Annotated in this window: 21 protein-coding genes; 14 read left to right on the top strand and 7 right to left on the bottom strand. The window is 61.8% G+C overall.

Annotated features, from left to right (window positions below; genetic code table 11):
• Positions 1-56: 56 nt before the first annotated feature.
• The 5 genes from B8746_RS01735 (at position 57) to B8746_RS01715 (ending at position 5,545) form a co-directional block, all read left to right on the top strand.
• Positions 57-668, top strand: a complete 612-nt coding sequence (locus B8746_RS01735) for a TIGR04282 family arsenosugar biosynthesis glycosyltransferase (protein WP_084391505.1) — start codon at positions 57-59, stop codon at positions 666-668.
• A gap of 75 nt (positions 669-743) precedes the next feature.
• Entirely contained in the window at positions 744-1,157 is a 414-nt protein-coding gene (locus B8746_RS01730) for a BLUF domain-containing protein (protein ID WP_158084506.1), read from the top strand.
• A gap of 92 nt (positions 1,158-1,249) precedes the next feature.
• Positions 1,250-2,383, top strand: a complete 1,134-nt coding sequence (locus B8746_RS01725; protein ID WP_084391503.1) for a PA0069 family radical SAM protein — start codon at positions 1,250-1,252, stop codon at positions 2,381-2,383.
• 202 nt (positions 2,384-2,585) lie between these two features.
• The gene (locus B8746_RS01720) at positions 2,586-3,671 is read left to right on the top strand and encodes a site-specific DNA-methyltransferase (RefSeq protein ID WP_084391502.1); all 1,086 of its coding nucleotides are present in this window, start codon (positions 2,586-2,588) and stop codon (positions 3,669-3,671) included.
• Positions 3,672-3,784: 113 nt separating this feature from the next.
• Positions 3,785-5,545, top strand: coding sequence for a cation:proton antiporter domain-containing protein (locus tag B8746_RS01715; RefSeq protein ID WP_233123814.1), 1,761 nt, complete (start codon positions 3,785-3,787; stop codon positions 5,543-5,545).
• Here B8746_RS01715 and B8746_RS01710 read toward each other — a convergent pair.
• Positions 5,542-6,603, bottom strand: a complete 1,062-nt coding sequence (locus B8746_RS01710) for an A/G-specific adenine glycosylase (protein WP_084391500.1) — start codon at positions 6,601-6,603, stop codon at positions 5,542-5,544. The two genes, B8746_RS01715 and B8746_RS01710, sit on opposite strands and share 4 nt — an antisense overlap.
• 19 nt (positions 6,604-6,622) lie before the next feature.
• On the opposite strand from B8746_RS01710, the gene B8746_RS01705 reads away from it, so the two are divergent.
• The 8 genes from B8746_RS01705 (at position 6,623) to B8746_RS01670 (ending at position 14,363) form a co-directional block, all read left to right on the top strand.
• Positions 6,623-7,168, top strand: coding sequence for a DUF721 domain-containing protein (locus tag B8746_RS01705; RefSeq protein WP_158084505.1), 546 nt, complete (start codon positions 6,623-6,625; stop codon positions 7,166-7,168).
• Between the two features lie 66 nt (positions 7,169-7,234).
• Positions 7,235-8,008 carry a thioredoxin domain-containing protein gene (locus tag B8746_RS01700; RefSeq protein WP_158084504.1) on the top strand — a complete coding sequence of 258 codons (774 nt, stop codon included), beginning with the start codon at positions 7,235-7,237 and terminating at the stop codon, positions 8,006-8,008.
• Between the two features lie 24 nt (positions 8,009-8,032).
• Positions 8,033-11,494 carry a chromosome segregation protein SMC gene (smc, locus tag B8746_RS01695; RefSeq protein ID WP_084391497.1) on the top strand — a complete coding sequence of 1,154 codons (3,462 nt, stop codon included), beginning with the start codon at positions 8,033-8,035 and terminating at the stop codon, positions 11,492-11,494.
• Positions 11,495-11,651: 157 nt separating this feature from the next.
• Entirely contained in the window at positions 11,652-12,011 is a 360-nt protein-coding gene (locus B8746_RS01690) for an AtpZ/AtpI family protein (protein WP_084391496.1), read from the top strand.
• Positions 12,011-12,790 (top strand): F0F1 ATP synthase subunit A, encoded by a 780-nt coding sequence (locus B8746_RS01685; protein WP_233123812.1) that lies wholly within the window; start codon positions 12,011-12,013, stop codon positions 12,788-12,790. Before B8746_RS01690 ends, B8746_RS01685 begins: the two co-directional genes overlap by 1 nt.
• A gap of 107 nt (positions 12,791-12,897) precedes the next feature.
• A complete protein-coding gene (locus B8746_RS01680) occupies positions 12,898-13,134 on the top strand; it encodes a F0F1 ATP synthase subunit C (protein ID WP_034737903.1) in 237 nt (78 codons plus the stop codon).
• 84 nt (positions 13,135-13,218) lie between these two features.
• A complete protein-coding gene (locus B8746_RS01675; protein WP_084391495.1) occupies positions 13,219-13,749 on the top strand; it encodes a F0F1 ATP synthase subunit B family protein in 531 nt (176 codons plus the stop codon).
• A 14-nt stretch (positions 13,750-13,763) separates the two neighbouring features.
• A complete protein-coding gene (locus B8746_RS01670) occupies positions 13,764-14,363 on the top strand; it encodes a F0F1 ATP synthase subunit B family protein (protein WP_158084503.1) in 600 nt (199 codons plus the stop codon).
• A gap of 77 nt (positions 14,364-14,440) precedes the next feature.
• Here the strand turns inward: B8746_RS01670 and B8746_RS01665 are convergent, their stop codons facing one another.
• A complete protein-coding gene (locus tag B8746_RS01665; RefSeq protein WP_233123809.1) occupies positions 14,441-14,725 on the bottom strand; it encodes a hypothetical protein in 285 nt (94 codons plus the stop codon).
• A gap of 279 nt (positions 14,726-15,004) precedes the next feature.
• On the opposite strand from B8746_RS01665, the gene B8746_RS01660 reads away from it, so the two are divergent.
• Positions 15,005-16,195, top strand: a complete 1,191-nt coding sequence (locus B8746_RS01660) for an acyltransferase family protein (RefSeq protein WP_084391492.1) — start codon at positions 15,005-15,007, stop codon at positions 16,193-16,195.
• Here B8746_RS01660 and gcvPB read toward each other — a convergent pair whose 3' ends face one another.
• From gcvPB to gcvT, 5 genes are all read right to left on the bottom strand, one after another.
• The gene (gene gcvPB / locus B8746_RS01655) at positions 16,196-17,767 is read right to left on the bottom strand and encodes an aminomethyl-transferring glycine dehydrogenase subunit GcvPB (RefSeq protein WP_084391491.1); all 1,572 of its coding nucleotides are present in this window, start codon (positions 17,765-17,767) and stop codon (positions 16,196-16,198) included.
• Between the two features lie 163 nt (positions 17,768-17,930).
• Positions 17,931-18,242, bottom strand: coding sequence for a hypothetical protein (locus tag B8746_RS01650; RefSeq protein WP_084391490.1), 312 nt, complete (start codon positions 18,240-18,242; stop codon positions 17,931-17,933).
• Entirely contained in the window at positions 18,242-19,585 is a 1,344-nt protein-coding gene (gene gcvPA, locus B8746_RS01645; protein WP_084391489.1) for an aminomethyl-transferring glycine dehydrogenase subunit GcvPA, read from the bottom strand. The genes B8746_RS01650 and gcvPA overlap by 1 nt, the downstream gene beginning before the upstream one ends.
• Positions 19,586-19,750: 165 nt before the next feature.
• Positions 19,751-20,143: a glycine cleavage system protein GcvH gene (gene gcvH / locus B8746_RS01640; protein WP_084391488.1), complete on the bottom strand. Its 393-nt coding sequence runs from the start codon at positions 20,141-20,143 to the stop codon at positions 19,751-19,753.
• A 10-nt stretch (positions 20,144-20,153) separates the two neighbouring features.
• A complete protein-coding gene (gene gcvT / locus B8746_RS01635) occupies positions 20,154-21,308 on the bottom strand; it encodes a glycine cleavage system aminomethyltransferase GcvT (protein WP_084391487.1) in 1,155 nt (384 codons plus the stop codon).
• Positions 21,309-21,319 lie beyond the last annotated feature (11 nt).

Here is a 21,319-nt window from a genome sequence, read left to right as displayed (position 1 = left end):
AATCCCACCTCGATTGTTGATCCCTTGTAACATTCAGCGTGTTTCTTGTCCTGATTATGACCAGACCGACCCTTATCATATTTGCCAAACCGCCTCGTATCGGCCTTTCAAAGACGCGATTGGCGGACGGGCTGGGCCGATCCGAAGCGAGACGGATTGCACGCTTCACACTGGCGCGAACCATGCGGGCGGCGCGCGACACGGCCTGGGATACGCGGCTCTATGTCGAACCGGCCCTTGCTGTCGGGGACACGCTTGGCGGGCTATGGCCACCGAACATCGCGAAGTATCCGCAGGGCCATGGCCATCTCGGCGACAGGCTGACTCGCGCCATGCTTGAGGCCCCGGTCGGACCGGTCATCTTTGTCGGGGCGGATGCACCGGACATGTCGCATCTGCATCTTCGCCGGGCGGCCACTTCGCTGCGACGGAATGGGCTTGTCTTCGGCCCGGCAGACGATGGCGGCTTCTGGCTGCTGGGGCTCAGCCAGCGTCTGAAATCCCCTGAAGTGTTCAAGGGGGTCCGCTGGTCCACTCCGCACGCCATGGAAGATGTCTGGTCCAACCTTCCTGAACACGCCCGTGTGACTTTGCTGCCGCAACTCATCGACATTGACATCGCCGAGGACTGGAAAAGATATAAAAAACAGCGACGGGGCTTCCGCTGATCAGACATGTTGATCTAAGTTATCGACGCCAAAATCGAGATGCCGCCAAGTCGGCTGAAATCTTTAAGGATGATAATGTACCGACTTGCCTATGTCAGCACAGCGCACAGTGCTGTCTCCTCCCCAGACCTGCAGGATATCCTCGAATCCGCCATCCGGAACAATGGCGAATCGGATGTGACGGGGACGTTGCTGTTCAATGGACCGAATTTTCTTCAGATTCTGGAAGGCCCCGAGGCTGCCGTGTCCGAGGTCTATGACCGGATCTGCGTTGACGCGCGCCACAGTCATGTCGTGACCATCCTTCGGGAAAAGTCCACGCGCCGGATTTTTGAGAATACACCCATGTCGCTGCTGGCCCTGGAATCCGAGGCCGGGACGTTGCCAAACGGGCTGACGGCATCTGAAGAACTCGATCTCTACCTGCCCAGCAGCCTGCCCGCGCATCTGCGGCAGATGCTGAAATCCTTCAACACCCGCAAAATCTGAGACCCACCTGGCCTGGTTGGGCGAACGCAGAAATCCACAGATTTGGCATAATTGTTCTTGTTTTGTTCTGGCTCTCGTGATTTGCTCCTTTCATGCGGCAGACACAAAAACTTTCGAAGAAAGGCCGCGTGACCCTGATTGATGTCGCCGCCGCTGGCGAGCGGTTCGAGCAAAGGGGGCGCGGCGCCATTTCAAACCAGGCGGGCCGTTTCGAGCACGAGACCCATGCGGCCTTCGATGATGGCTGGGGAACGATCGATGATGAGGCGGCACGGCTCAAGACGACCCTCACCCGGGAAGTCGCGAAGACCATCATTACCTATAACCGCTCGCCTGACATTTCATTCGACCGGACGATCAACCCCTATCGCGGCTGCGAGCATGGCTGCGTGTACTGTTTCGCCAGGCCGACGCATGCGTTTCACGGCCTGTCTGCGGGCCTCGATTTCGAAAGCAGGATCTTCTTCAAGCCTGGCGGGCCGGACCTGTTGCGCCGGGAGCTCTCACGGCCATCCTATGTGCCCAAACCGATCGCGCTGGGCATGAATACTGATGCCTACCAGCCCGTCGAACGACAGTTGAAACTGACGCGGACATTTCTGGAAATCCTGTCAGCGCACAATCACCCGGTCACCCTGCTTACCAAGTCTGCACTCATCCAGCGCGATATCGACATCATTGCGCCCATGGCCGCCAAGGGCATTGCGCGGGTCGGCGTATCAATCACGACGCTTGATCCGCGTCTGTCGCGCCGGATGGAGCCGAGAGCGGCCGCGCCGTACAAGCGGCTGCAGACGGTCCGGGCGCTGGCGGATGCGGGCATTGAAGTGATCGTCATGACCGCTCCGATCATTCCTGCTCTGAATGAGCACGAGATCGAACCGCTGCTGGAGGCCGCCGCCGACAATGGTGCGAGGAGCGCCGGATATGTACTGCTCCGCCTGCCCTTCGAACTGAAGGACATTTTCCATGAATGGCTGGCCGAGCATTATCCGGACCGGGCGGCGCGCATCATCAACCTCCTGCGGGCCATGCGCGGCGGCCAGGATTATGATTCGAACTGGTTCGAACGCGGCCGCGGCCAGGGGCCTCATGCCCGCCTCATTGCACAGCGCTTCCAGAAGGCGGCGCGCCGGCTTCGCCTGGACACGCCGCGGTCACGTCTTCGCACAGACCTGTTCTGTCCGCCGGAAGGCCCGAATGGACAGTTGAAGCTCGACGTCTAGAGCCTGTTTTCACAGGTCATCCAGAGAATTTCCACTGCTCTCCCACAAATCTGTCCACAAGCACACGAAAAACTTGTTACGACGTCGAAACGAAGATTTTTCCGCGCAATCTGCAGACGAAGCTGCAGAGCGTAACGAAGCAGAAACCAAATCGCGGCGGAGTGGGCGTTCAAGTTGATTTGAGTTGAGGGGCTGTAGAGTCATGGATCTGATCCGCAATACGATCATTGAAGGCGAATGCGTGGATGTGCTGTCACGTCTGCCGGACAAATCTGTCGACCTGGTCTTTGCCGATCCGCCCTATAACTTGCAGCTTGGTGGCGGGCTGACCCGTCCGGACCAGTCGCATGTCGACGGTGTCGATGACGCCTGGGACCAGTTCGACAGCTTCGACGCCTATGACCTGTTCACCCATCAGTGGCTGACCGAATGCCGCCGCGTCCTGAAGGATGATGGCGCGATCTGGGTGATCGGCTCGTATCACAATATCTTCCGCGTCGGTGCGATCCTGCAGGATAGCGGCTTCTGGATCCAGAATGACGTGATCTGGCTGAAATCGAACCCGATGCCGAATTTCAAGGGCACCCGTTTCCAGAATGCGCACGAGACGCTGATCTGGGCCGGCAAGACTGAAAAGTCGCGCGTCACTTTCAATTACGACGCCCTCAAGGCCTTCAATGAAGACAAGCAGATGCGGTCTGACTGGACGATCCCGCTCTGCACCGGTTCTGAGCGCCTCAAGGACACTGTCACCGGCAAGAAGGCGCATCCGACACAGAAACCGGAAGCGCTGCTGAAACGCGTCCTGCTGGCCACGACCAATCCCGGCGATGTCGTGCTCGACCCGTTTTCCGGTACCGGTACCACGGCTGCTGCTGCCAAGATGCTCGGCCGCGACTATGTCGGCATTGAGCAGGATCCGGCCTATATCCGCCTGTCACGGGCACGTCTTAAAGCGATCACGCCGCTCAACGGCGAAGCGCTCGAAACACAGAAGGGTGCTCGCGCCCTGCCCCGCGTTCCGTTTGGCGCGCTTGTCGAGAATGGCTGGCTGAAACCCGGCGACCGGCTCTGGTCTCCGAAGAAGCGCCACCATGCGCGCATCCGCGTCGATGGCAGCCTGTCCACTGGCGACGCATCGGGTTCGATCCACCGGCTCGGCGCGCATGTGATGAAGGCGCCAGCCTGTAATGGCTGGACATTCTGGCATTATGAATCGCCAAAGGGCGATCTTGCCCCGATCGACCTTCTCCGCCGTAGATACCGCCAGGAAAACGGCCTCAACTGACCGCTGAGCGGGCAGCACCGAAAATTCGCTCAAGACGCGAAAGAGGCAGCTGACGGCTGCGTCCATCCTGCCTATGCTGCCCTCATGGATAGCGGCCCACGACCGGGCTGCGCATGGGGGACGATCAGCTTATGGGTCATGAGGGCAGCGAAACGCAGGCGATCTTCCTGAAGGACATGCTCGTCTTCCTGTTTGCCGCAGGGGTCATCGTTCCGGCGTTTCGTGCCCTGAAGCTGCCCGTGGTGGCAGGGTTTCTGATTGCCGGCATCGTGCTCGGGCCCCATGGCCTTGGCACATTCGAACATCTCTGGGGCCCGCTGCAGTTCATTACGGTGTCAGAGCCGGAAGCCGCCGCGCCGTTTGCAGAACTCGGCGTTCTGTTCCTGCTCTTCCTGCTCGGCCTTGAACTGTCCTTCCGCAACCTCTGGCAAATGAAACGCGTGGTCTTCGGGGCCGGGGCCATGCAAGCCATGCTGAGCGCGGTGCTCATCGGCGTGGCGCTCTGGAGCCTCGGCGTTCCGGCGCAGGCCGCTGCCGTTATCGGTCTTGCCCTTGCTCTTTCCTCCACCGCCATCGTCATGCAGGTGCTGACAAGTGAACACCGCGCCGCAGGTCCCGCCGGCAGGACCGCACTCGGAGTCCTCCTGTTTCAGGATATCCTTGTTGCGCCGATCCTCATCTTTGTCAGCTTCCTGTCGCCGGAAAACGATGTCGACATTGCCAGCAGCGTGCTGCGCGCACTTGTTGAAGGCGTGATTGCTGTGGTGCTTATCGTCGGACTGGGCCGGTTCGTCCTTCAATACGTGTTCCGGCTCGCTGCGCGCACGGGCGGACGCGATTTTCTCATGGCACTGACGCTGTTTGTCGTGATCGGCGCAGCGGTCATGACGTCAGTGGCGGGCCTGTCAGTAGCGCTCGGCGCCTTTCTTGCCGGACTTGTCCTCGGAGAGACCGAATTCAGGCATCAGGCGGAGGTCGATCTCGACCCGTTCAAGGGCCTGCTTCTCGGCATCTTCTTCATGACGGTCGGCATGAGCGTCGACCTCATCAAAGTCGTCGAGCTTGCTCCTGTCGTCTTTGGCGGCCTTGCCGGTCTGCTCATCCTGAAAGTCATCGTGTCGTGGCTCGCCTGCCGCATCTTCGCGGGCCCGGCCGCGCTCGCAACGGAAGCGTCTTTCCTGCTCGCGCCGGCCGGGGAATTTGCGTTCGTCGTGATGGCGGCCGCCATGACGGCAGGCGTCATCGGCTCCGATATCGCAACCCCGGTCACAGCGATTGCAGGCCTCTCCATGTTCCTTATCCCGCTGACATCGCGGCTCGGCCTCGCCTTGTCGAAAAAGCTGAAGCAGCCGGAAGCCGAGGCCCTGCCCGTCGCCGATTATACCGATCGCGAGGGCCATGTGATCATCGCCGGCTTCGGCCGCGTCGGGCACACGATTGCCCGCATCCTGGACGAGGAACGCGCCGACATTGTCATCCTCGAGCGAAGCTTCCATTCGGTCCAGAAAGGCCGCAAGGAAGGCTGGCAGGTCTCCCTCGGTGATGCCGCGCGCAAGGAAATCCTCGACGCAGCAGGCGCAGCCACGGCGTCACTTTTCATCGTCACTGTCGATGATCCTGTCAGCGCCGAACTTATGGTGCGAGCCATTCGCGCCATTCGCCCGAATGTCCCGATCTTTGCGCGGGCCCGCGATGTCGAACATGGCCGCACATTACGGCAGGCCGGAGCGACCTTTGTGATCCCGGACGCCATCGAGGCCGGACTGCAGATTGCGGGACGTGCGCTCGAGCAGTTTGGCTATCCGGTCGATACTGTGCGCGACAAGATCGGGGCCGAACGCGATGAGGAGTATCGCAAGGCGTCAGAGGCCTAGAACGCGAGCTTCAGCGCCTTTCGGAAAACGCTCGGCAGGGCCTTTTCGGCATCATCGACCGGTGTCCAGCCGGGATTGCCGGGCACGGTGCCACTGGTCAGCCTGAACACCGAAAGCTGCAATTCAAAGTGCGTAAAGACGTGGCGAACCTCACCGATGGGTCTAGCCGAATCCGGCAGCCAGTCGGGCTTCTCCGGCGTTCCATCTTCCAGCCAGTCACTCGTCGGCAGACCGAGCATCCCGCCAAGCAGCCCATTTTGCGGCCGCGTCTGCGTCATCACATCACCCGACCGAAGCACGACATAGACGTCTCCCCGCCGCAGCGGTTTGGCTTTCCTTGCGGGCTTTATGGGATAGCGCTCGGGCTCACCCTCGGCCTGTGCGGCGCACCAGGACCGGACCGGACAGATCAGGCAATTGGGCCGTTTCGGCGTGCAGATGGTGGCTCCGAGATCCATCAGCGCTTCGGCGAACTCAGCCGGGCGGTCCGCGGGGACAAGATCGCGAACAAGCGATGCGATCACAGCCTTCTCGGCTTTCCATTCGCCTTTCGCCGCCAGCAGTCGCGCGAAGACGCGATCGACATTCCCGTCCACAGCGGGCGCGCGCTGATTGAAGGCAAGCGCCGCAACAGCACCCGCCGTATACGCTCCGATCCCGGGAAGCTCACGAAGTCCGGTTTCTGTCCTTGGCCAGTCGCCCCGCTCGACCACTTCGCGGGCGCACTTCAGAAGGTTGCGGGCTCGCGCATAATAGCCAAGCCCTGCCCAGGCGGCCATCACATCGGCGTCTGCCGCATCCGCAAGATCGACGACCGTCGGCCAGCGACGTGTGAAGGCCTCGAAATAGCGCGCCGCGTGTGGAACGGTCGTCTGCTGCAGCATGATCTCGGCAAGCCAGACACGATAAGGGTCAGCCGGAATGCCTTTTGCGCGCTGGGCCGGGCCTATACGCCAGGGCAAATCGCGGGCATGGGCTGAATACCAGTCCAGCAAGGCATCGCTCAGTCCATCAAATCTTGTTGATTCCGCACTGGCGGCCTTTTCTCTTGTCGGCATGGCGTGCACAATCGCGAGCATGGTCAACAGGTCAAGCCTCGATCCCATCGAAGAAGCGCGCGCACGCATTCGCCTGCGTTACCAGCGCGCGCGCCCGCTTGCGGCGCCGCCAAAGTCGGTGGGCGCAGAGATCATGAAGCTGGCCCGCAAGAAGCTTCCCGAAAAAGGCCCGGCCATCGGGCGGCTGAAATTGCAATGGGCCGACATTGTCGGCCCTTCCCTCGCGAAGGTGTGCGAGCCGGACAAGATCGGGGCCAGCCCGAAGGGCAAGGGCCGCGTGCTCACGTTGCGCTGCATTCCGGCGGCGTCCACCATGGTTCAGCATCAGAGCGAGCTTATTCGCCAGCGCGTTTCGGTTTCACTCGGCGGCGATGTGCGCGACATCCGCATCGTGCAGGGCCCGCTGAAACAGTCGCCGCCTGCCGCGCCCGCCAAAAAGCGCCGAACACTCACTCCGTCTGAGCGCGAAAGCCTCCTCTCCTCTGTCCAGACGATCGAGGACACAGACCTGCGAAAGGCGGTTCTGGCCCTCGGCGAAGCTGTGCTAACCACCGATGAATCCTAGGCGTCAGCGGCGTCGTTAACTTCTTGGAAACCACTCCGACTCAATTCTTAAGCAAAGGTTATGAACATGACAGCCATCACCAGCCGCGCATCCCTGTTCGCCGCATCCGTGCTGGCACTCGCCGCCTGTGGCGGCGCGGACAGCTCAGAAGGCAACCAGACTTCCGGCACCACGGAGCCGGCCGCCGTCACCGAGATGACGCTTGGATCTGATGATGCACCTGTCACGGTCACCGAATACGCGTCCTGGACCTGCCCGGCCTGCCTTCAGTTCCAGAACGATGTGGTCGACCAGATGAAGGAAGAATACGTTTCGACCGGCAAGGTGAAATTCGTCTTCCGGGAGTTCCCGACACCGCCGCAGGAAATCTCCGTCGCCGGTTTCGCGATTGCGCGCTGCGCCGGCGAGGACAAATATTTTGACGTGCTTGAAGAACTGTTCTCGCGCCAGACCGCCATCCTGAGCCTTGCCCGTCAGGGCGGACAGGTCAAACAGGCGCTCCAGCAGGTCGCGGCCAATCACGGCATTACCGACCCGGCAGAGTTCGATGCCTGCCTGCAGAACTCTGACCTTCGCCGGGCCATCGCCGCATCTGTCGATGCTGGTATCGAGGATGGTGTCGAAGCCACGCCGACCGTTCTTCTGAACGGCGAAACGCTGCCTGGCTATGACTGGCGGCGCTGGGACGGCATGAAGGCTGTTCTGGACGAAGCACTGGGCGAAGACGCCCCGGCCGCGCCGGAGCCAGTCGTCGAACAGACTCCCACAGAGGACTCCGAAGGCGAATCTGACAATACTGATCCGATTGAAGCTGAGTCCGGCGAGCCTGCGCCGGAGTAATCATTTGAGACTGGGGAGCCTGCCTTGCATCTGACAGAACTGCGCATCGCAGGCTTCAAATCCTTCGTCGATCCACAGGAAGTACCGATCCTTCCCGGCCTGACAGGCATTGTCGGGCCGAATGGCTGTGGCAAGTCGAACCTGCTCGAAGCGCTCCGCTGGGCGATGGGCGCAAGCTCCGCCAAGGCGATGCGCGGCGGGGAGATGGACGACCTGATCTTCTCCGGCTCGCAGGCGCGCCCTGCCCGCGAACTCGCGGAAGTGACCCTCGTCCTCGACAATTCGGCGCGCACCGCCCCGCCAGAGTTCAACGCGTCTGACACGCTGGAAATCATGCGCCGCCTGAAGCGCGGCGCCGGCTCGACCTACAAGCTGAATGGCCGCACCGTTCGCGGCAAGGACATCCAGCTCATCTTCGCGGATGCCTCGACTGGTGCGAACTCGCCATCTCTCGTGCGGCAGGGCCAGATTTCCGAGCTGATCGGCTCCAAACCGCAAAACCGTCGCCGGATCCTTGAAGAAGCCGCCGGTATTTCCGGTCTCAACACGCGCCGGCATGAAGCCGAACTGAAACTGCGTGCCGCCGAGACAAATCTCGAGCGCCTGTCTGAAGTGTCCGCAGAGGTGGAGCGCCAGCTTGAGAGCTTGAAGCGTCAGGCCCGCAAGGCGCGCAAGTATAAAGAGCTGTCGGAGAAGATCTCCGCACTCGACGCCTTCCTCGCGCATCTGAAATGGCAGGCCGCCAAGCAGGCCAAGGCTGAGGCTGATGCCGAGCTCATCCGCTGCCGCGATGCCGTCGAACAGCACACGCGTGAAGCTGCCATCGCAGAGACCAGGCGTCTTGAGGCGTCAGAGGGCCTTCAGCCGCTCAAGGAGGCCGAAGCCATCGCGTCCGGCAAGCTCGGCCAGGCACGGATTGAGTTGGCTCGGCTCGAGACAGAGCGCAAGAACGCCGCCGATCTGCTTGCCCGTCATGAAGGCGAAGCCCGCCGCCTGATGGAAGACATTGAGCGCGAACAGTCGCAGAAGGAAGAGGCCGAGCACGCGCTCGCCGAAGCCAGGGACAATCTCGCCGCGCTTCCGACCGAAGATCCCAAAGCCAATGAAGCCCTTGAAGCGAAAGCCAAAGCCGATCTCGAAGAGGCGCGCGAGCGGCTGAACGATGCGCAGGCCGCAGCCGATGATGTCGCAGCCAAGCTCGCCTCGATGCGAGCAGAGCGCCAGGCCGCCGAAGCGAGCGCTGAAGCACAGCGCCGCCGCAAGGCCAGCCTTGAAGCGGACGCAGCGCGGCTGAAGGCGCAGCTGGCCGACATGCCGGACACGTCTGCCCTGCAGGCCCGCCTTTCGGCAGCCGAGAAAGCAGAAGAAGCCGCAGAACTCGCCCTTCACGACGCCGAGCGCGCCGTTGACGCAGCCGAACAGGTTCTCAACGAAACCCGCGAAGCAGAAGCTGCCGCACAGGGCCCCAAGGATGCAGCCGATCAGACGGTTCGCACGCTCGAGTCCGAGATTGCCGGCCTCCAGAGGCTGCTGAAGCAGGCGACTGGCCCGAAGGCACCGCCCGTGATTGACCGGGTCCGCACGAAGGACGGCTATGAAAAGGCCGTGGCGGCTGCGCTTGGAGATGACCTGCAGGCCTCCACCGAGAAGACATCATCCCTGTTCTGGGGCGGCCGCGACATCAAGACAGATGCGCTGCCCGCAGGTGCCGATCCGCTCTCGAACTTCGTCGACGCTCCCGGCGAGCTTGCAGCGCGCCTATCGCAATGCGGTGTGGTTGCGCCAGATCAGGGCGCAGCCCTGGCAGCAAGCCTCCGTCCCGGCCAGCGACTGGTTTCAAAAGAGGGCCACCTCTGGCGCTGGGACGGGTTTACCCGCACACCGGATGCGCCTGTGTCTGCGGCCGAACGCCTGGCACAACAGGCGCGGCTGGAAGCGGCCCAGTCAGAGATCGGCCCGGCGCGTGAAGCCCTGTCGGATGCAGCTGCGACGCTTTCCAGCGCCAAGGCCGAGCGTATCAATGCCGAAGACGAACTGAAGGAAGCCCGCCGCGCAGTGTCTCCGAAGGCCGGTGAGCTCAATCGCGCCCGCGCGGCCACCGCCGAAGCAAAACAGGCTTTCGAGCGCGCTGATGTCAAACGCGAATCGGCCAGTGAAGCGCTAGCCCGCGTCGAATCAGACCTGCGCGGCGTTGAAGAGGCCCTGTCGCTCGTCTCGATCGGCGGCGACGAGAATGAGGTTGAGCGGCTCGAGACAATCGCACAGGGCGCACGCGAACAGCTGACCGCCGCGCGAGAACACGAAACCGAATGCCGCGGCCGCCTGACCGACATTACCCGCAACCGCGAGCAGGCCATTGCGCGGCGCGAGGGTTTCCAGAAGGATGTGGAACGCTGGACCGGCCGTCTCGCAAACAGTGAGAGCCGCCTCGAAGGCCTGCTTGCACGGCGCCGCGAAGCCGCATCCGAAGCCGAAAGCGCCCGCGTCAAGCCTGAAGAGCTGCAGGACCAGCTTGATGCGCTCGCCCAACGTGTCGCCACGCTCGAAGCCGAGCGCCAGCGCACTGCGGACCAACTGGCCGAAAAGGAAACGTCGATCCGCGAGATCGAACAGCTCGCCCGCGAAACATCCGCCGCTGCGATGGAAGCGCGCGAATCGCTGGCCGGCGCGAAGGTGCGCATCGAGAATGCCGAGATGCGGCTTACCGAAACCATCGAGCATGCACGCGCCCAGTTCCAGCGCCTGCCCGAAGGCCTGATGATGCTGGCCCAGGCAGGGCTAGACGAAGAAGAGCTGGAACAGCTTGAGCCGAATGAGGCCGAACGCCAGCTCGATTTCCTGCGCCGGGACCGCGACCAGCTCGGCGGCGTCAACATGGAAGCCGAGCAGGAAGCCGAAGAACTGGCCGAGCGACTCGGGTCCCAGGCGACCGAGAAAGACGACCTCATCAAGGCCATTGCCCGCCTTCGCGAGGGCGTAACGGCGCTCAATGATGAAGGCCGTGCCCGGCTGCTCGAAGCCTTCGAGCGGGTGAATGAGCACTTCAAGGCCCTGTTCACCACGCTCTTCCGCGGCGGTGAAGCAGAGCTGCGGCTCGTGGACAGTGACGATCCGCTCGATTCCGGTCTCGAAATCATGGCGCAGCCGCCCGGCAAGCGCCTCGGCACGCTATCGCTCATGTCCGGTGGTGAGCAGGCGCTGACGGCGACGGCACTGATCTTCGCCGTTTTCCTGTCGCGTCCGTCGCCGATCTGTGTGCTGGATGAGGTGGACGCTCCACTCGATGACGCAAATGTCGACCGGTATTGCCGCCTGCTTGATGAAATGCGCCGCCGCACGAATACCCGCTTTATCGTGATCACGCACAATCCGGTGACGATGAGCCGGATGGACCGCCTTTTCGGCGTCACCATGCGGGAAAAGGGCGTTTCGAAACTCGTTTCGGTCGACCTCGATGCTGCCGAAGAGCTCGTTGCCGCGGAGTAAGCGCCTGCGTCAAAAGCGCTTATGGAATATTTTCCATTGTTTTCAAAGTGATACACGAAATTTCGTCGGCTTGACTTGCAGACACCCCTCAAATAGCTTCCGGCGCAAATGGCAGGGGTTTCCCCTTGTCTGTCTATAGCGGTCCAGAGGCTCTTCGATGACCGATCCGGAACACGACAATCTGAGTGAACGGATCGCGAAGGCGCAGGCGGATCGCGCTGCACGTGAAGCCAAAAAGGCCGCACGTGAAGACAAGACGGACGGGTCTATCACGGCTGGCGCGATGGCGCTTCGCTATGGGGCCGAAATGGCGGGATGTATCGTGATCGGACTTTTGTTCGGTTATCTGATCGACCGCTTCTTCGGAACCAAGCCCTGGGGACTGCTGATCATGCTGGGATTCGGTATTGCAGCCGGGGTCCTGAGTGTTATACGCGCGTATCGCCAGCTCACGGCGGATGCGAATCTACAGGGAACGGACCAGATTGACGGTCCGGAAGACGGGAAAAAGGGCTGATGAACCTCTCCTTCCACCAAATGGCTGACCCGATTCACCAGTTTCAGGTCCAGAAGCTTTTCGAACTGAATATTGGCGGGCTCGACCTGTCCTTCACCAACGCCTCCTTCTATATGCTGCTGGGCGTTGCGCTGATCATCATCTTCTTCGGCCTCGCCGCCAGCCGCGGCAAGCTCGTGCCATCGCGCAGCCAGTCGATTGCTGAAGTCGGCTATGGTTTTGTCGCGGATATGGTGCGCGGCGCAGCCGGCGAGGAAGGCCTCAAATTCTTCCCGTTCGTGTTCACGCTGTTCTTCTTCGTGTTCTTCGCGAACATGATCGGCATGGTGCCTTACGCCTTCACCACGACGAGCCATCTGATCGTGACGGCCGCCCTGGCCCTGCTCGTGATCTCCATCGTGATCGTCTATGGCTTCTACAAGAACGGCCTGAAGTTCCTGAAGCTCTTCGCGCCATCGGGCGCACCATGGCCGATCTACTTCCTGCTGGTCCCGATCGAGATCATCTCCTTCTTCGCACGTCCTGTAACGCTGGCGCTGCGCCTGTTTGCAAACATGCTCGCCGGCCACATCATGCTGAAGCTTTTCGCAGGCTTTGCTGCACAGCTCTTCGGTGCTGCTTTCGCCGGCGCAATCGCGCTCAGCGCCGTCGGACTTCTCGCTTTCGCAATGGGTGTTGCGCTCAACGCACTGGAATTGCTGGTCGCAGGCCTCCAGGCCTACGTCTTCGCCATCCTGACCTGCGTTTACCTCAACGACGCGCTTCACCCGTCCCACTAGTTCCGCCGGTGCGGCGTTACAACGCCGTGCCTCAACACTTGACGCGCCCGCACGAACAGGCTTCACGGGCACAAAATTAAAAACGGCTTTTCCAAAGGAGATCTGAAATGGAAGGCGATATCACCCTCGGCCTCAAATATGTTGGCGCAGGCCTCGCAACCCTCGGCATGATCGGTGCCGCTATCGGTGTGGGTAACATCTTCGGCTCGTTCCTCGACGCTGCCATGCGCAACCCATCGGCTGCTCCCCAGCAGACCGGTAACCTCTTCATCGGCATGGCCCTTTCCGAGGCACTCGGCATCCTGTCGTTCCTCGTCGCCATCCTGATCCTTTTCGTCGTCTAAGCGACGCCCCTGAACTGCCGGCTGGCCCGCACATTGCCGGGCCAGCCCGTTCTTCTCTGATCCTGCCCATCAAGGTTCCGGCTCATGATGTTTATGACAGTCGCTGCTGAAGCAGCCGGTGGAAGCGCTGCTTTCCCGCCCTTCGAGACCTGGCACTTTCCGTCCCAGCTGTTCTGGCTGACGCTGCTATTCGGCGTGCTCTACATCGCACTTTCGCGTTTCATCCTGCCAAAGCTTGGCGGTGTGATCGAGAAGCGTGGTGACACGATTGCCGATGCGCTGGACGAGGCTGCCCGTCTCAACGAGGAAGCCAAGGAAGCCAAGAAGGCACAGGAACTTCACCTTGCCGAGGCCCGCGCCAAAGCGCGCGAGACCTCTGACAAGGCCCGCGCAAAGGTCGACGCCGAGATTGCGGCCGACACCCAGAAGGTGGACGCAGATCTTGCCGAACGCCTCGCCGATGCCGAGCAACGCATCCAGAAGGTTCGTAGCGACGCGCTCGCAAACGTCGAGACGATTGCCGCGGACACGACGCAGGCCATTCTGAGCCGTTTCGGTGTCAGCGTGAGCGAAGCCGATGCAAAGGCCGCCGTGGCCCGCGCAACAAAGAACTGATGGGACACACGACCATGATGAAACCTGTCATCACTTCCACCCTGCTGACGCTGAGCGCCCCGCTGGCCTTCGCCGCCGAGGCCGCAGATGCAGGCCATGGCGAGTCGTCTGCAAGCTTCCTGCACCTGATCGAGCCTTTCACGGACCCGGTCACGCACGTCGCCTTTGCGGCCTTTGCGCTGTTCCTGATCATTGCGGCCTCCATGGGCGCCTTCAAGGCCGTCGCCAAGGCTCTCGATAGCCGCGCGGAAGACATCCAGAAGCAGCTCGACGAGTCCCGCACGCTTCGCGAAGAAGCCGCGGCCATGCTCGCCGATGCCGAAAAGAAGCGCGCTGAGGCCGATGCGACTGCAGACGCCATGATCAAGCAGGCCAAGGCCGATGCGAAGCTGATGGTTGAGCAGGCCCGCAAGGACCTCGCTGACAAGGTTGCGCGCCGCGAAGCCCAGGCCGAAGCCCGCATCGCCCGTGCAGAGTCCGAAGCGGCTGAAGATGTTCGCCGGGTCGCGGCCAATGCGGCCACGCAGGCCGCCCGGGACATCCTCGCTGGCTCCCCGAAGCGCGGTGACCTGTTCGACGAAGCCCTGGGCGAGATCGACAAGGCGCTGAACTAAGCGCGCTCCAGATTTAACAGACACATTCAAAAAGGCCCCGCTTTATCGGCGGGGCTTTTTTTTGCGGGACTGTGTAATCAGCGAGGGCGCTTTTCGCGGCCAAAGACCGCGCGCATCAGCCAGTTGGGAGCGAAGCGTTCGACGCGCGGATTGCGCTCCAGCACGCCCTCCATCCAGCGCCGGCCCCAGATTGCATTGCGGCCCAGAAGCACGACACCGACAATCGCGATTGGAAGACCGATCGGCAGGAAGGGCGTCACGAAAGCGATTGGAATCGCGATAACGATGAGCACGAGTCCGAGCACCGCCAGAAACTGGCGGACCAGCGTTCGAAATCCGGTTCTTACGGTGTCTAGCGGCACGCGCCGACTCTCCCCTGTGTCGTTCTGTTCGGTGTCCCGATCCGGCTCAGCGTTCTGCATTCCGGCCTATATGGGTATTTTCAACGGCCTGCCTAGATAAGTTTGCAATTATGCTGAAAATCGGGCTCACGCGAACGGTTTTCCATGTCTTTTCAGGCATTCCGACGCATGCCAAGACACCTGATCGGATTTTTTATAACCGGCAGGCTTTAAAAAAAGCTGAGCTGGCAATCCTGTCACAATAGCCGGTGCGGATTTGATTGTAGGGACCTCTTTGATTTGAAGCTCAATTCGATCCAGGCTCTGCGCGCGGTCGCTGCGATGCTCGTCATGATCTATCATGTGCGCGCCATCGAGATGGATGCTTTCCTTCGCAATGGGCTGGATGACCAGCCGCTGGTCTCGCTGCTCATTGAGAATGGATTTGCAGGCGTCGACCTGTTCTTCGTGATCTCTGGCTTCATCATGGTCTATGTCACCGGCGAGGTACGCGCATCACTCGCGACATCGGGGGCCTTCCTGTTTGCCCGCGCCGCCAGGATCTACCCCGTCTGGTGGCTCTTCGCGCTGATCATGACGGGCTATTTCTTTGTCGCTTACGGTGTGCCCTATGACGTGGAGCGCACGGTGGGGGGCAGCGAGCTGATGGCAGAGCAGCCCTGGCTGCACCTGGTCTATTCCTATCTGCTGCTGCCCCAGCACTCGGTCCCGGTCTTCGGGCTCGGATGGACCCTGGTGCATGAGATGCACTTCTATCTCGTCTTTGCCGTCCTGATGCTGATGCCGAGGCGTTTCCTGCCATGGTTGCTCGGCATATGGGCCGCAATGGTGACAGGCGGCTCGCTCGCCGGCCTTTCCGGTGCCTATGCCGCCGACTATCTCAAGCTCTTCTTTCATCCATTGTCGATGGAATTCATTGCAGGCGCCTTTGCCGCCATGCTGGTCACAAGCGGTCGGCGTTTCAGGCCCGGCACGGTGCTCGCGCTCGGCCTTGCGGCGATGTTTGCCAGCCTGCTGCTGCAAGGTGATGAAACCGCCTTCACCCTTGGCTGGGGCCGCGTCCTCTGGTTCGGCATTCCGTGCCTTCTGATCGTTTATGGCTATAGCGCGCTTGAGGTGGAGGGACGCGCCGGCGCGCCGAAATGGCTGGTGACCGTCGGTGACTGGTCATATGCGCTCTATCTCAGCCACACCTTCGTGTTGAGCGCGCTGCGGCGTATCTTCAACGCGCTCTGCGCCCGGCTTGAAGGGACACAATATGCAGACTGGTTCACGCTTGGCGCACCGGGCCTGATGGACAATGTATTGTTCTACCTGCTTGGCATCAGCCTCAGCATGATCGCCGCCTGGCTGACCTTCCGCTTCTTCGAGCGTCCGGCCATGCGTCTTGCTGGCAAGATGAGGCGGGCCCTGTTCGCTGACACGAATGCACAGCTCCGTCCCGGCCCTATCCGCACAGCCGTCTGGTAGCTATTCGGCGGCGATCTGCTCTGGCGATGGCGGCGTCCAGCGAAGGACCGGCTTGCGGGCAGCCTGCGTCTCATCAAGACGGCGCATCGGGGCGAGATAAGGCGCGCCCTTCATGCTCTCATCGCCCTGCGCCGCGCGGCGGGCAACCGACTCCAGCGCATCGCAGAAGCGGTCAAGCTCGGCCTTGCTTTCGGTCTCGGTCGGCTCGATCAGCATTGCGCCGTGCACCACTAGCGGGAAATACATGGTCATCGGGTGGTAGCCTTCGTCGATCAGCGCCTTGGCGATGTCGAGCGTTTCGATACCCTCGGCCGTGAACGCATCCGAGAACAGCGCTTCGTGCATGCAATGGCCCTCGAAGGCCGGCGTCATCACGGATTTCAGGCGGGCCTGGATGTAATTGGCGTTGAGGACTGCGTCTTCGGCGGCCTGTTTGAGGCCGTCGGCGCCATGGCTCAGCATATAGGTCAGCGCACGCACGAACATGCCCATCTGGCCATGGAAGGCAGCGAGGCGGCCAAAGGCGTCCTCGCCCTTGCCATCCACTTCCTCAATGAGGCGGAAGCCATCCTCATCCTTCACGACGAAGGGTACGGGCGCATAGTCTGCCAGCGCCTCCGACAGCACGGTCGGGCCGGAGCCAGGACCGCCGCCGCCATGCGGGGTCGAGAAGGTCTTGTGCAGGTTGATGTGCATGGCATCGACACCGAGGTCTCCGGGGCGAACGCGGCCAACAATGGCGTTGAAATTCGCGCCGTCGCAATAGAAATAGCCGCCCGCATCGTGAATCAGGTCTGCGATCTCGCGGATATCCGTTTCGAACAGGCCGCACGTGTTTGGATTGGTCAGCATGATGCCGGCAATGTCGGAGCTGTCTTCAAGCTTGGCGCGGAAATCCTCCATGTCGACGCGGCCGCGCTTGTTGGCCTTGATCTCATCAACCTTGAAGCCGCACTGGACGGCTGTCGCCGGGTTTGTGCCATGCGCCGAGGCCGGGACGAGAACTCGGGTACGGGTCTCGATCTCACCACGCGCCATCAGCGCCCGCCGGATCGCCATCATGCCGCAAAACTCGCCATGCGCACCAGCCTTGGGGCTCATCGCGACGGCGGGCATGCCGGTCAGCGTCTTCAGCCAGGTGGCGAGCTGGTCGATCATTTCGAGCGCGCCCTGAACGGTGGCTTGGGGTTGGAGCGGGTGAATGTCGGAGAAGCCCGGCATGCGCGCGACTTTCTCATTCAGCCGCGGATTGTGTTTCATCGTGCATGAGCCGAGCGGGAAAAGGCCAAGATCAATGGCGTAATTCTTCTGGCTGAGGCGCACATAATGGCGCACGGCTTCCGGTTCGGTCAGGCCCGGAAGGTCAGTTGAGCGTTTGCGCGTCACACCGCCAAGGCGGGATTTGGTGCCTTTTGGCTTTGGCAGGTCGACGCCGGTCTTGTTGGGACAGCCGGTCTCGAAAATGAGGTCTTCGCGCTGCTGCAATCCGCGAGAGCCGGAAACGGTGGTGATGTCAGACATGGCATGTGCCTCTGCTGGAGTGGTCGGGCGGCCTTGGGTGTTCATGGTCATGGCGGAGTTCCAATGGAGCTGGTCTTTCCTCCCCCGTTTACGGGGGAGGTGGGCTGCGAAGCAGCTCGGAGGGGGCGGTTCTCAAAGGCGGCAACCGGGGTTTGCCCCCTCCGCCCTTCGGGCACCTCCCCCGCGGGCGGGGGAGGGAAAAGTCCAGTGACACTCATAGTCTGGGCTCCACGATGTGCGGCGAATTGGGACCGAAAGTTTCACGGATGTGCTTGTTCATCGCCGCCATGTGGATCTGTCCAAGGGCGATGATTTCCTTGCGCAGGTCCTCATAGAGTTTCTTGAAGGAGTCCGGGTCGCGCCAGAGCTCCGGGTCCTCATAGATCTCGCGAAACTGGTCCTTGCGACGCTTGGTGCGCGACGGGTTTCCACCGATCCGGTCGAAGACGGCTTCCAGGTACTGCTCATATTCCCAGATCGCGCGCTTGTGGTCCCATGCTTCCTGATGCTCGGGGGTCGAACTCATCAGAGCACCTCCGTCAGCGCTTCGGCATAAGCGGCGATGTCTTCTGGCGTCGTGCATTCGGTCGCGGCGCAGATGATGACATCGTCCATCTTCTTGCCGGGGAGGAGGCGCGAGGCGCGGACGCCGCCAATAACGCCGAGTTCGTCAAGCTGGGCGAGGACGGCTTCGGCATCCATGGGCGTGCGGAAGGCGAACTCGTTGAAGAAGCGCGGGGTCAGGATTTCGACGCCGTCGATTTCGGCAAGCGCGTCTGCAAGATCGCAGGCCGCCTCATGGTTCAGCGTGGCAAGCTGGGCGAGCCCCTTGTCGCCGAGCAGCGTCATGTGGGCCGTGAAGGCGAGCGTGCAGAGGCCGGCATTGGTACAGATGTTGGAGGTCGCCTTGTCACGGCGGATGTGTTGTTCGCGGGTCGAGAGCGTCAGAACGAAGCCGCGGTTTCCTTCGGCATCCACCGTCTCGCCGCAGAGCCGGCCCGGCATCTGGCGCATCAGCTTCTGCGTACAGGCGAAGAGGCCGACATAAGGCCCGCCAAAATTCAGCGCATTGCCGATGGACTGGCCTTCGCCGACGGCAATGTCCGCGCCCATTTCACCCGGAGGCGTCACGAGGCCGAGCGAGATCGCTTCGGTAAAGACCGACACCAGCAGAGCGCCCTCTGCATGCGCCGCTTCGGAAACGGGCGAGAGGTCCGTCACTGTGCCGAAGACATTCGGGCTCTGGCCGATGACGCAGGCGGTGTCGCCCGTGACCGCATCCTTAAGCGCCAGTTCGTCATCGACGGCAGGCGGAAGCTGGATGACCTTGATGCCTTGCGCTTCGCATACGGTGCGGGTGGCGGCGGCGTAATGCGGGTGCAAGCCGCCTGACAGGACAACCTGTTTGCGGCGCGTCGCACGGCAGGCCATCAGGGCGGCCTCGGCGCAGGCAGTCGAGCCGTCATACATGGAGGCGTTGGCGACTTCCATCGCCGTAAGCGCGGCCACCTGGCTCTGGAACTCGAACAGGGTCTGAAGCGTGCCCTGCGCGATCTCCGGCTGGTACGGCGTGTAGGTCGTCAGAAATTCGGAGCGCTGGATGATATGATCCACGCTGGCCGGGACATGGTGCTTGTAGGCACCACAGCCGACGAAGAACCGGCCTTCGGAAGCCGTGCGGTTCTTGCCGGCGAGCGCGGCCATATGGCGCTCGACTGCCAGCTCCCCCTGATGATCCGGCAAGCCCTCGATCTTGCCGCCGAGGCGGGCAGCTTCTGGCACATCGGAATAGAAATCATCGACCGATTTTGCCCCGATCGTCTGGAGCATGGATTTGCGGTCTTCAGGGGTGAGCGGCAGGTATCTCATTGTGTCAGATCCATATCTCGGTGGTGTTTCCTCCCCCGCGCGCGGGGGAGGTGCCCGAAGGGCGGAGGGGGGAAGCAATGAAGTGCGGCATTTGCCCCCTCCGAGCTGCTTTGCAGCCCACCTCCCCCGCGGGCGGGGGAGGAAAAGGAGAGAGACCGCCCTGCACTACTGCCCCTTGCAGAATTCGTAATAGGCGTCCTTGTCCATCAGGCCTTCGGTTTCGGCACCATCGGAGAATTTGATGACGCAGAACCAGCCTTCGGACTCGGCATGTTCGTTTACGGTTTCGGGGGCATCGGCGAGCTTCTCATTCGCCTCGACCACTTCACCGGACAGGGGCGCGTAGACGTCAGAGGCGGCTTTCACGCTCTCCACAACGGCCAACTCATCGCCCTTCTTGACGGTCTTTCCGACGTCCGGGGTCTCCACGAAAACCACGTCGCCGAGCTGTTCGGCGGCGTATTGGGTAATGCCGACCGTGGCCAGTTCGCCGTGCACCGTCACCCATTCATGGTCTTCGGTGTAGAAGGTGATCTGCTGGGTAAAGCTCTGCGTCATGACGGTATCCTCAACGTTTGTAATTTGGTTCGACGAAGGGGAGCGCGGCAACCTCGCCTGCCCTCTCCTTGCCTCTGACTAACAACTGGACGGGGGTGCCCGGTTCCGTGAGATCGGCGCGGATGTAGCCCATCGCGACCGGCCCTTCGACCGACGGGCCGAAGCCGCCGGAGGTGATCACGCCGACTTTCTCGCCGTTCACATGGATTTCAGTGCCTTCGCGGGCCGGGGCGCGCTCAAGCGGGCGAATGCCGACGCGTTTTTCCGCCGGGCCATTGGCAAGCTGGTCCAGAATCCTTGCTGCCCCCGGAAAGTCTGCCCTTTCACGGCGCGACTTCTGCATCACCCATTGAAGGTCCGCCTCAACGGGTGTGCGGGCCGCATCCATGTCATGCCCGTAAAGGCAGAGACCGGCTTCGAGGCGCAGGCTGTCGCGCGCGCCAAGGCCGATGGGTTTGACGCGCGGGTCATCGAGGAGCGTCACGGCGAGGCTGTGGCCCTCATCGGGAAACATGAGGATCTCGAAGCCATCCTCGCCCGTATAGCCACAGCGCGACACGAGGCAGCGCGAGCCTTCATACTCCATACGGGCGAAATGCATGAATTTGAGGTCTGCGCAGCCCGGGAAATATTCGTTCAGCACGTCCACGGCTTCAGGCCCCTGCAGCGCCATCAGAACGCGATCATCGGCGCGTTTCAGCTCGGCACGGCCTTCGAATTGCTTTTCGAACAGGGCCCAGTCCTGATGTTTCACCGCGCCATTGACCACGATGTAGAGCATGCCCTGACGGTCCGGTTCCGCCGGGCGGGAAATGATGAGGTCGTCGAGAATACCGCCATGTTCATTCAGCAGCACCGTCAGGCGCGCCTGGCCCGGCTTCAGGGTCGCAATGCTGCTTGGCACCACTTCCTCGACCAGGGCAGCGATTTCGGCATGGGCGTCGTCCCCTTCGCGGGGCCCACCGGGCAGCATCAGGAAGCATGGCCCCATATGGGAAACGTCGAACAGGCCGGCATGCTGGCGCGTCCAGAGATGTTCCGGCATAACGCCTTCGAACTGGACGGGCATCTCATAGCCCGCGAACGGCACCATCTTTCCGCCAAGCGAAACGTGCAGCCCATGAAGCGGGGTTGTCCTGAGGTCGTCTGAAATCTGTTCTGCCATGGCGCCCTTTG

Source organism: Henriciella pelagia, assembly GCF_002088945.1.
In the GTDB taxonomy this organism is placed as follows: Bacteria; Pseudomonadota; Alphaproteobacteria; order Caulobacterales; family Hyphomonadaceae; genus Henriciella; species Henriciella pelagia.
The sequence above is the reverse complement of the archived record's forward strand: the minus strand, read 5'-3'. Positions and strand labels throughout refer to the sequence as shown.

Excerpts from the sequence above, each read along its gene's own strand:
- B8746_RS01735 (WP_084391505.1), top strand. The coding sequence starts at position 57 with ATGACCAGACCGACCCTTATCATATTTGCCAAACCGCCTCGTATCGGC.
- B8746_RS01730 (WP_158084506.1), top strand. The coding sequence starts at position 744 with ATGTACCGACTTGCCTATGTCAGCACAGCGCACAGTGCTGTCTCCTCC.
- B8746_RS01725 (WP_084391503.1), top strand. The coding sequence starts at position 1,250 with ATGCGGCAGACACAAAAACTTTCGAAGAAAGGCCGCGTGACCCTGATT.
- B8746_RS01720 (WP_084391502.1), top strand. The coding sequence starts at position 2,586 with ATGGATCTGATCCGCAATACGATCATTGAAGGCGAATGCGTGGATGTG.
- B8746_RS01715 (WP_233123814.1), top strand. The coding sequence starts at position 3,785 with ATGGGGGACGATCAGCTTATGGGTCATGAGGGCAGCGAAACGCAGGCG.
- B8746_RS01710 (WP_084391500.1), bottom strand. The coding sequence starts at position 6,603 with ATGCCGACAAGAGAAAAGGCCGCCAGTGCGGAATCAACAAGATTTGAT.
- B8746_RS01705 (WP_158084505.1), top strand. The coding sequence starts at position 6,623 with ATGGTCAACAGGTCAAGCCTCGATCCCATCGAAGAAGCGCGCGCACGC.
- B8746_RS01700 (WP_158084504.1), top strand. The coding sequence starts at position 7,235 with ATGACAGCCATCACCAGCCGCGCATCCCTGTTCGCCGCATCCGTGCTG.
- B8746_RS01690 (WP_084391496.1), top strand. The coding sequence starts at position 11,652 with ATGACCGATCCGGAACACGACAATCTGAGTGAACGGATCGCGAAGGCG.
- B8746_RS01685 (WP_233123812.1), top strand. The coding sequence starts at position 12,011 with ATGAACCTCTCCTTCCACCAAATGGCTGACCCGATTCACCAGTTTCAG.
- B8746_RS01680 (WP_034737903.1), top strand. The coding sequence starts at position 12,898 with ATGGAAGGCGATATCACCCTCGGCCTCAAATATGTTGGCGCAGGCCTC.
- B8746_RS01675 (WP_084391495.1), top strand. The coding sequence starts at position 13,219 with ATGATGTTTATGACAGTCGCTGCTGAAGCAGCCGGTGGAAGCGCTGCT.
- B8746_RS01670 (WP_158084503.1), top strand. The coding sequence starts at position 13,764 with ATGATGAAACCTGTCATCACTTCCACCCTGCTGACGCTGAGCGCCCCG.
- gcvPB (WP_084391491.1), bottom strand. The coding sequence starts at position 17,767 with ATGACCATGAACACCCAAGGCCGCCCGACCACTCCAGCAGAGGCACAT.
- B8746_RS01650 (WP_084391490.1), bottom strand. The coding sequence starts at position 18,242 with ATGAGTTCGACCCCCGAGCATCAGGAAGCATGGGACCACAAGCGCGCG.
- gcvPA (WP_084391489.1), bottom strand. The coding sequence starts at position 19,585 with ATGAGATACCTGCCGCTCACCCCTGAAGACCGCAAATCCATGCTCCAG.
- gcvH (WP_084391488.1), bottom strand. The coding sequence starts at position 20,143 with ATGACGCAGAGCTTTACCCAGCAGATCACCTTCTACACCGAAGACCAT.
- gcvT (WP_084391487.1), bottom strand. The coding sequence starts at position 21,308 with ATGGCAGAACAGATTTCAGACGACCTCAGGACAACCCCGCTTCATGGG.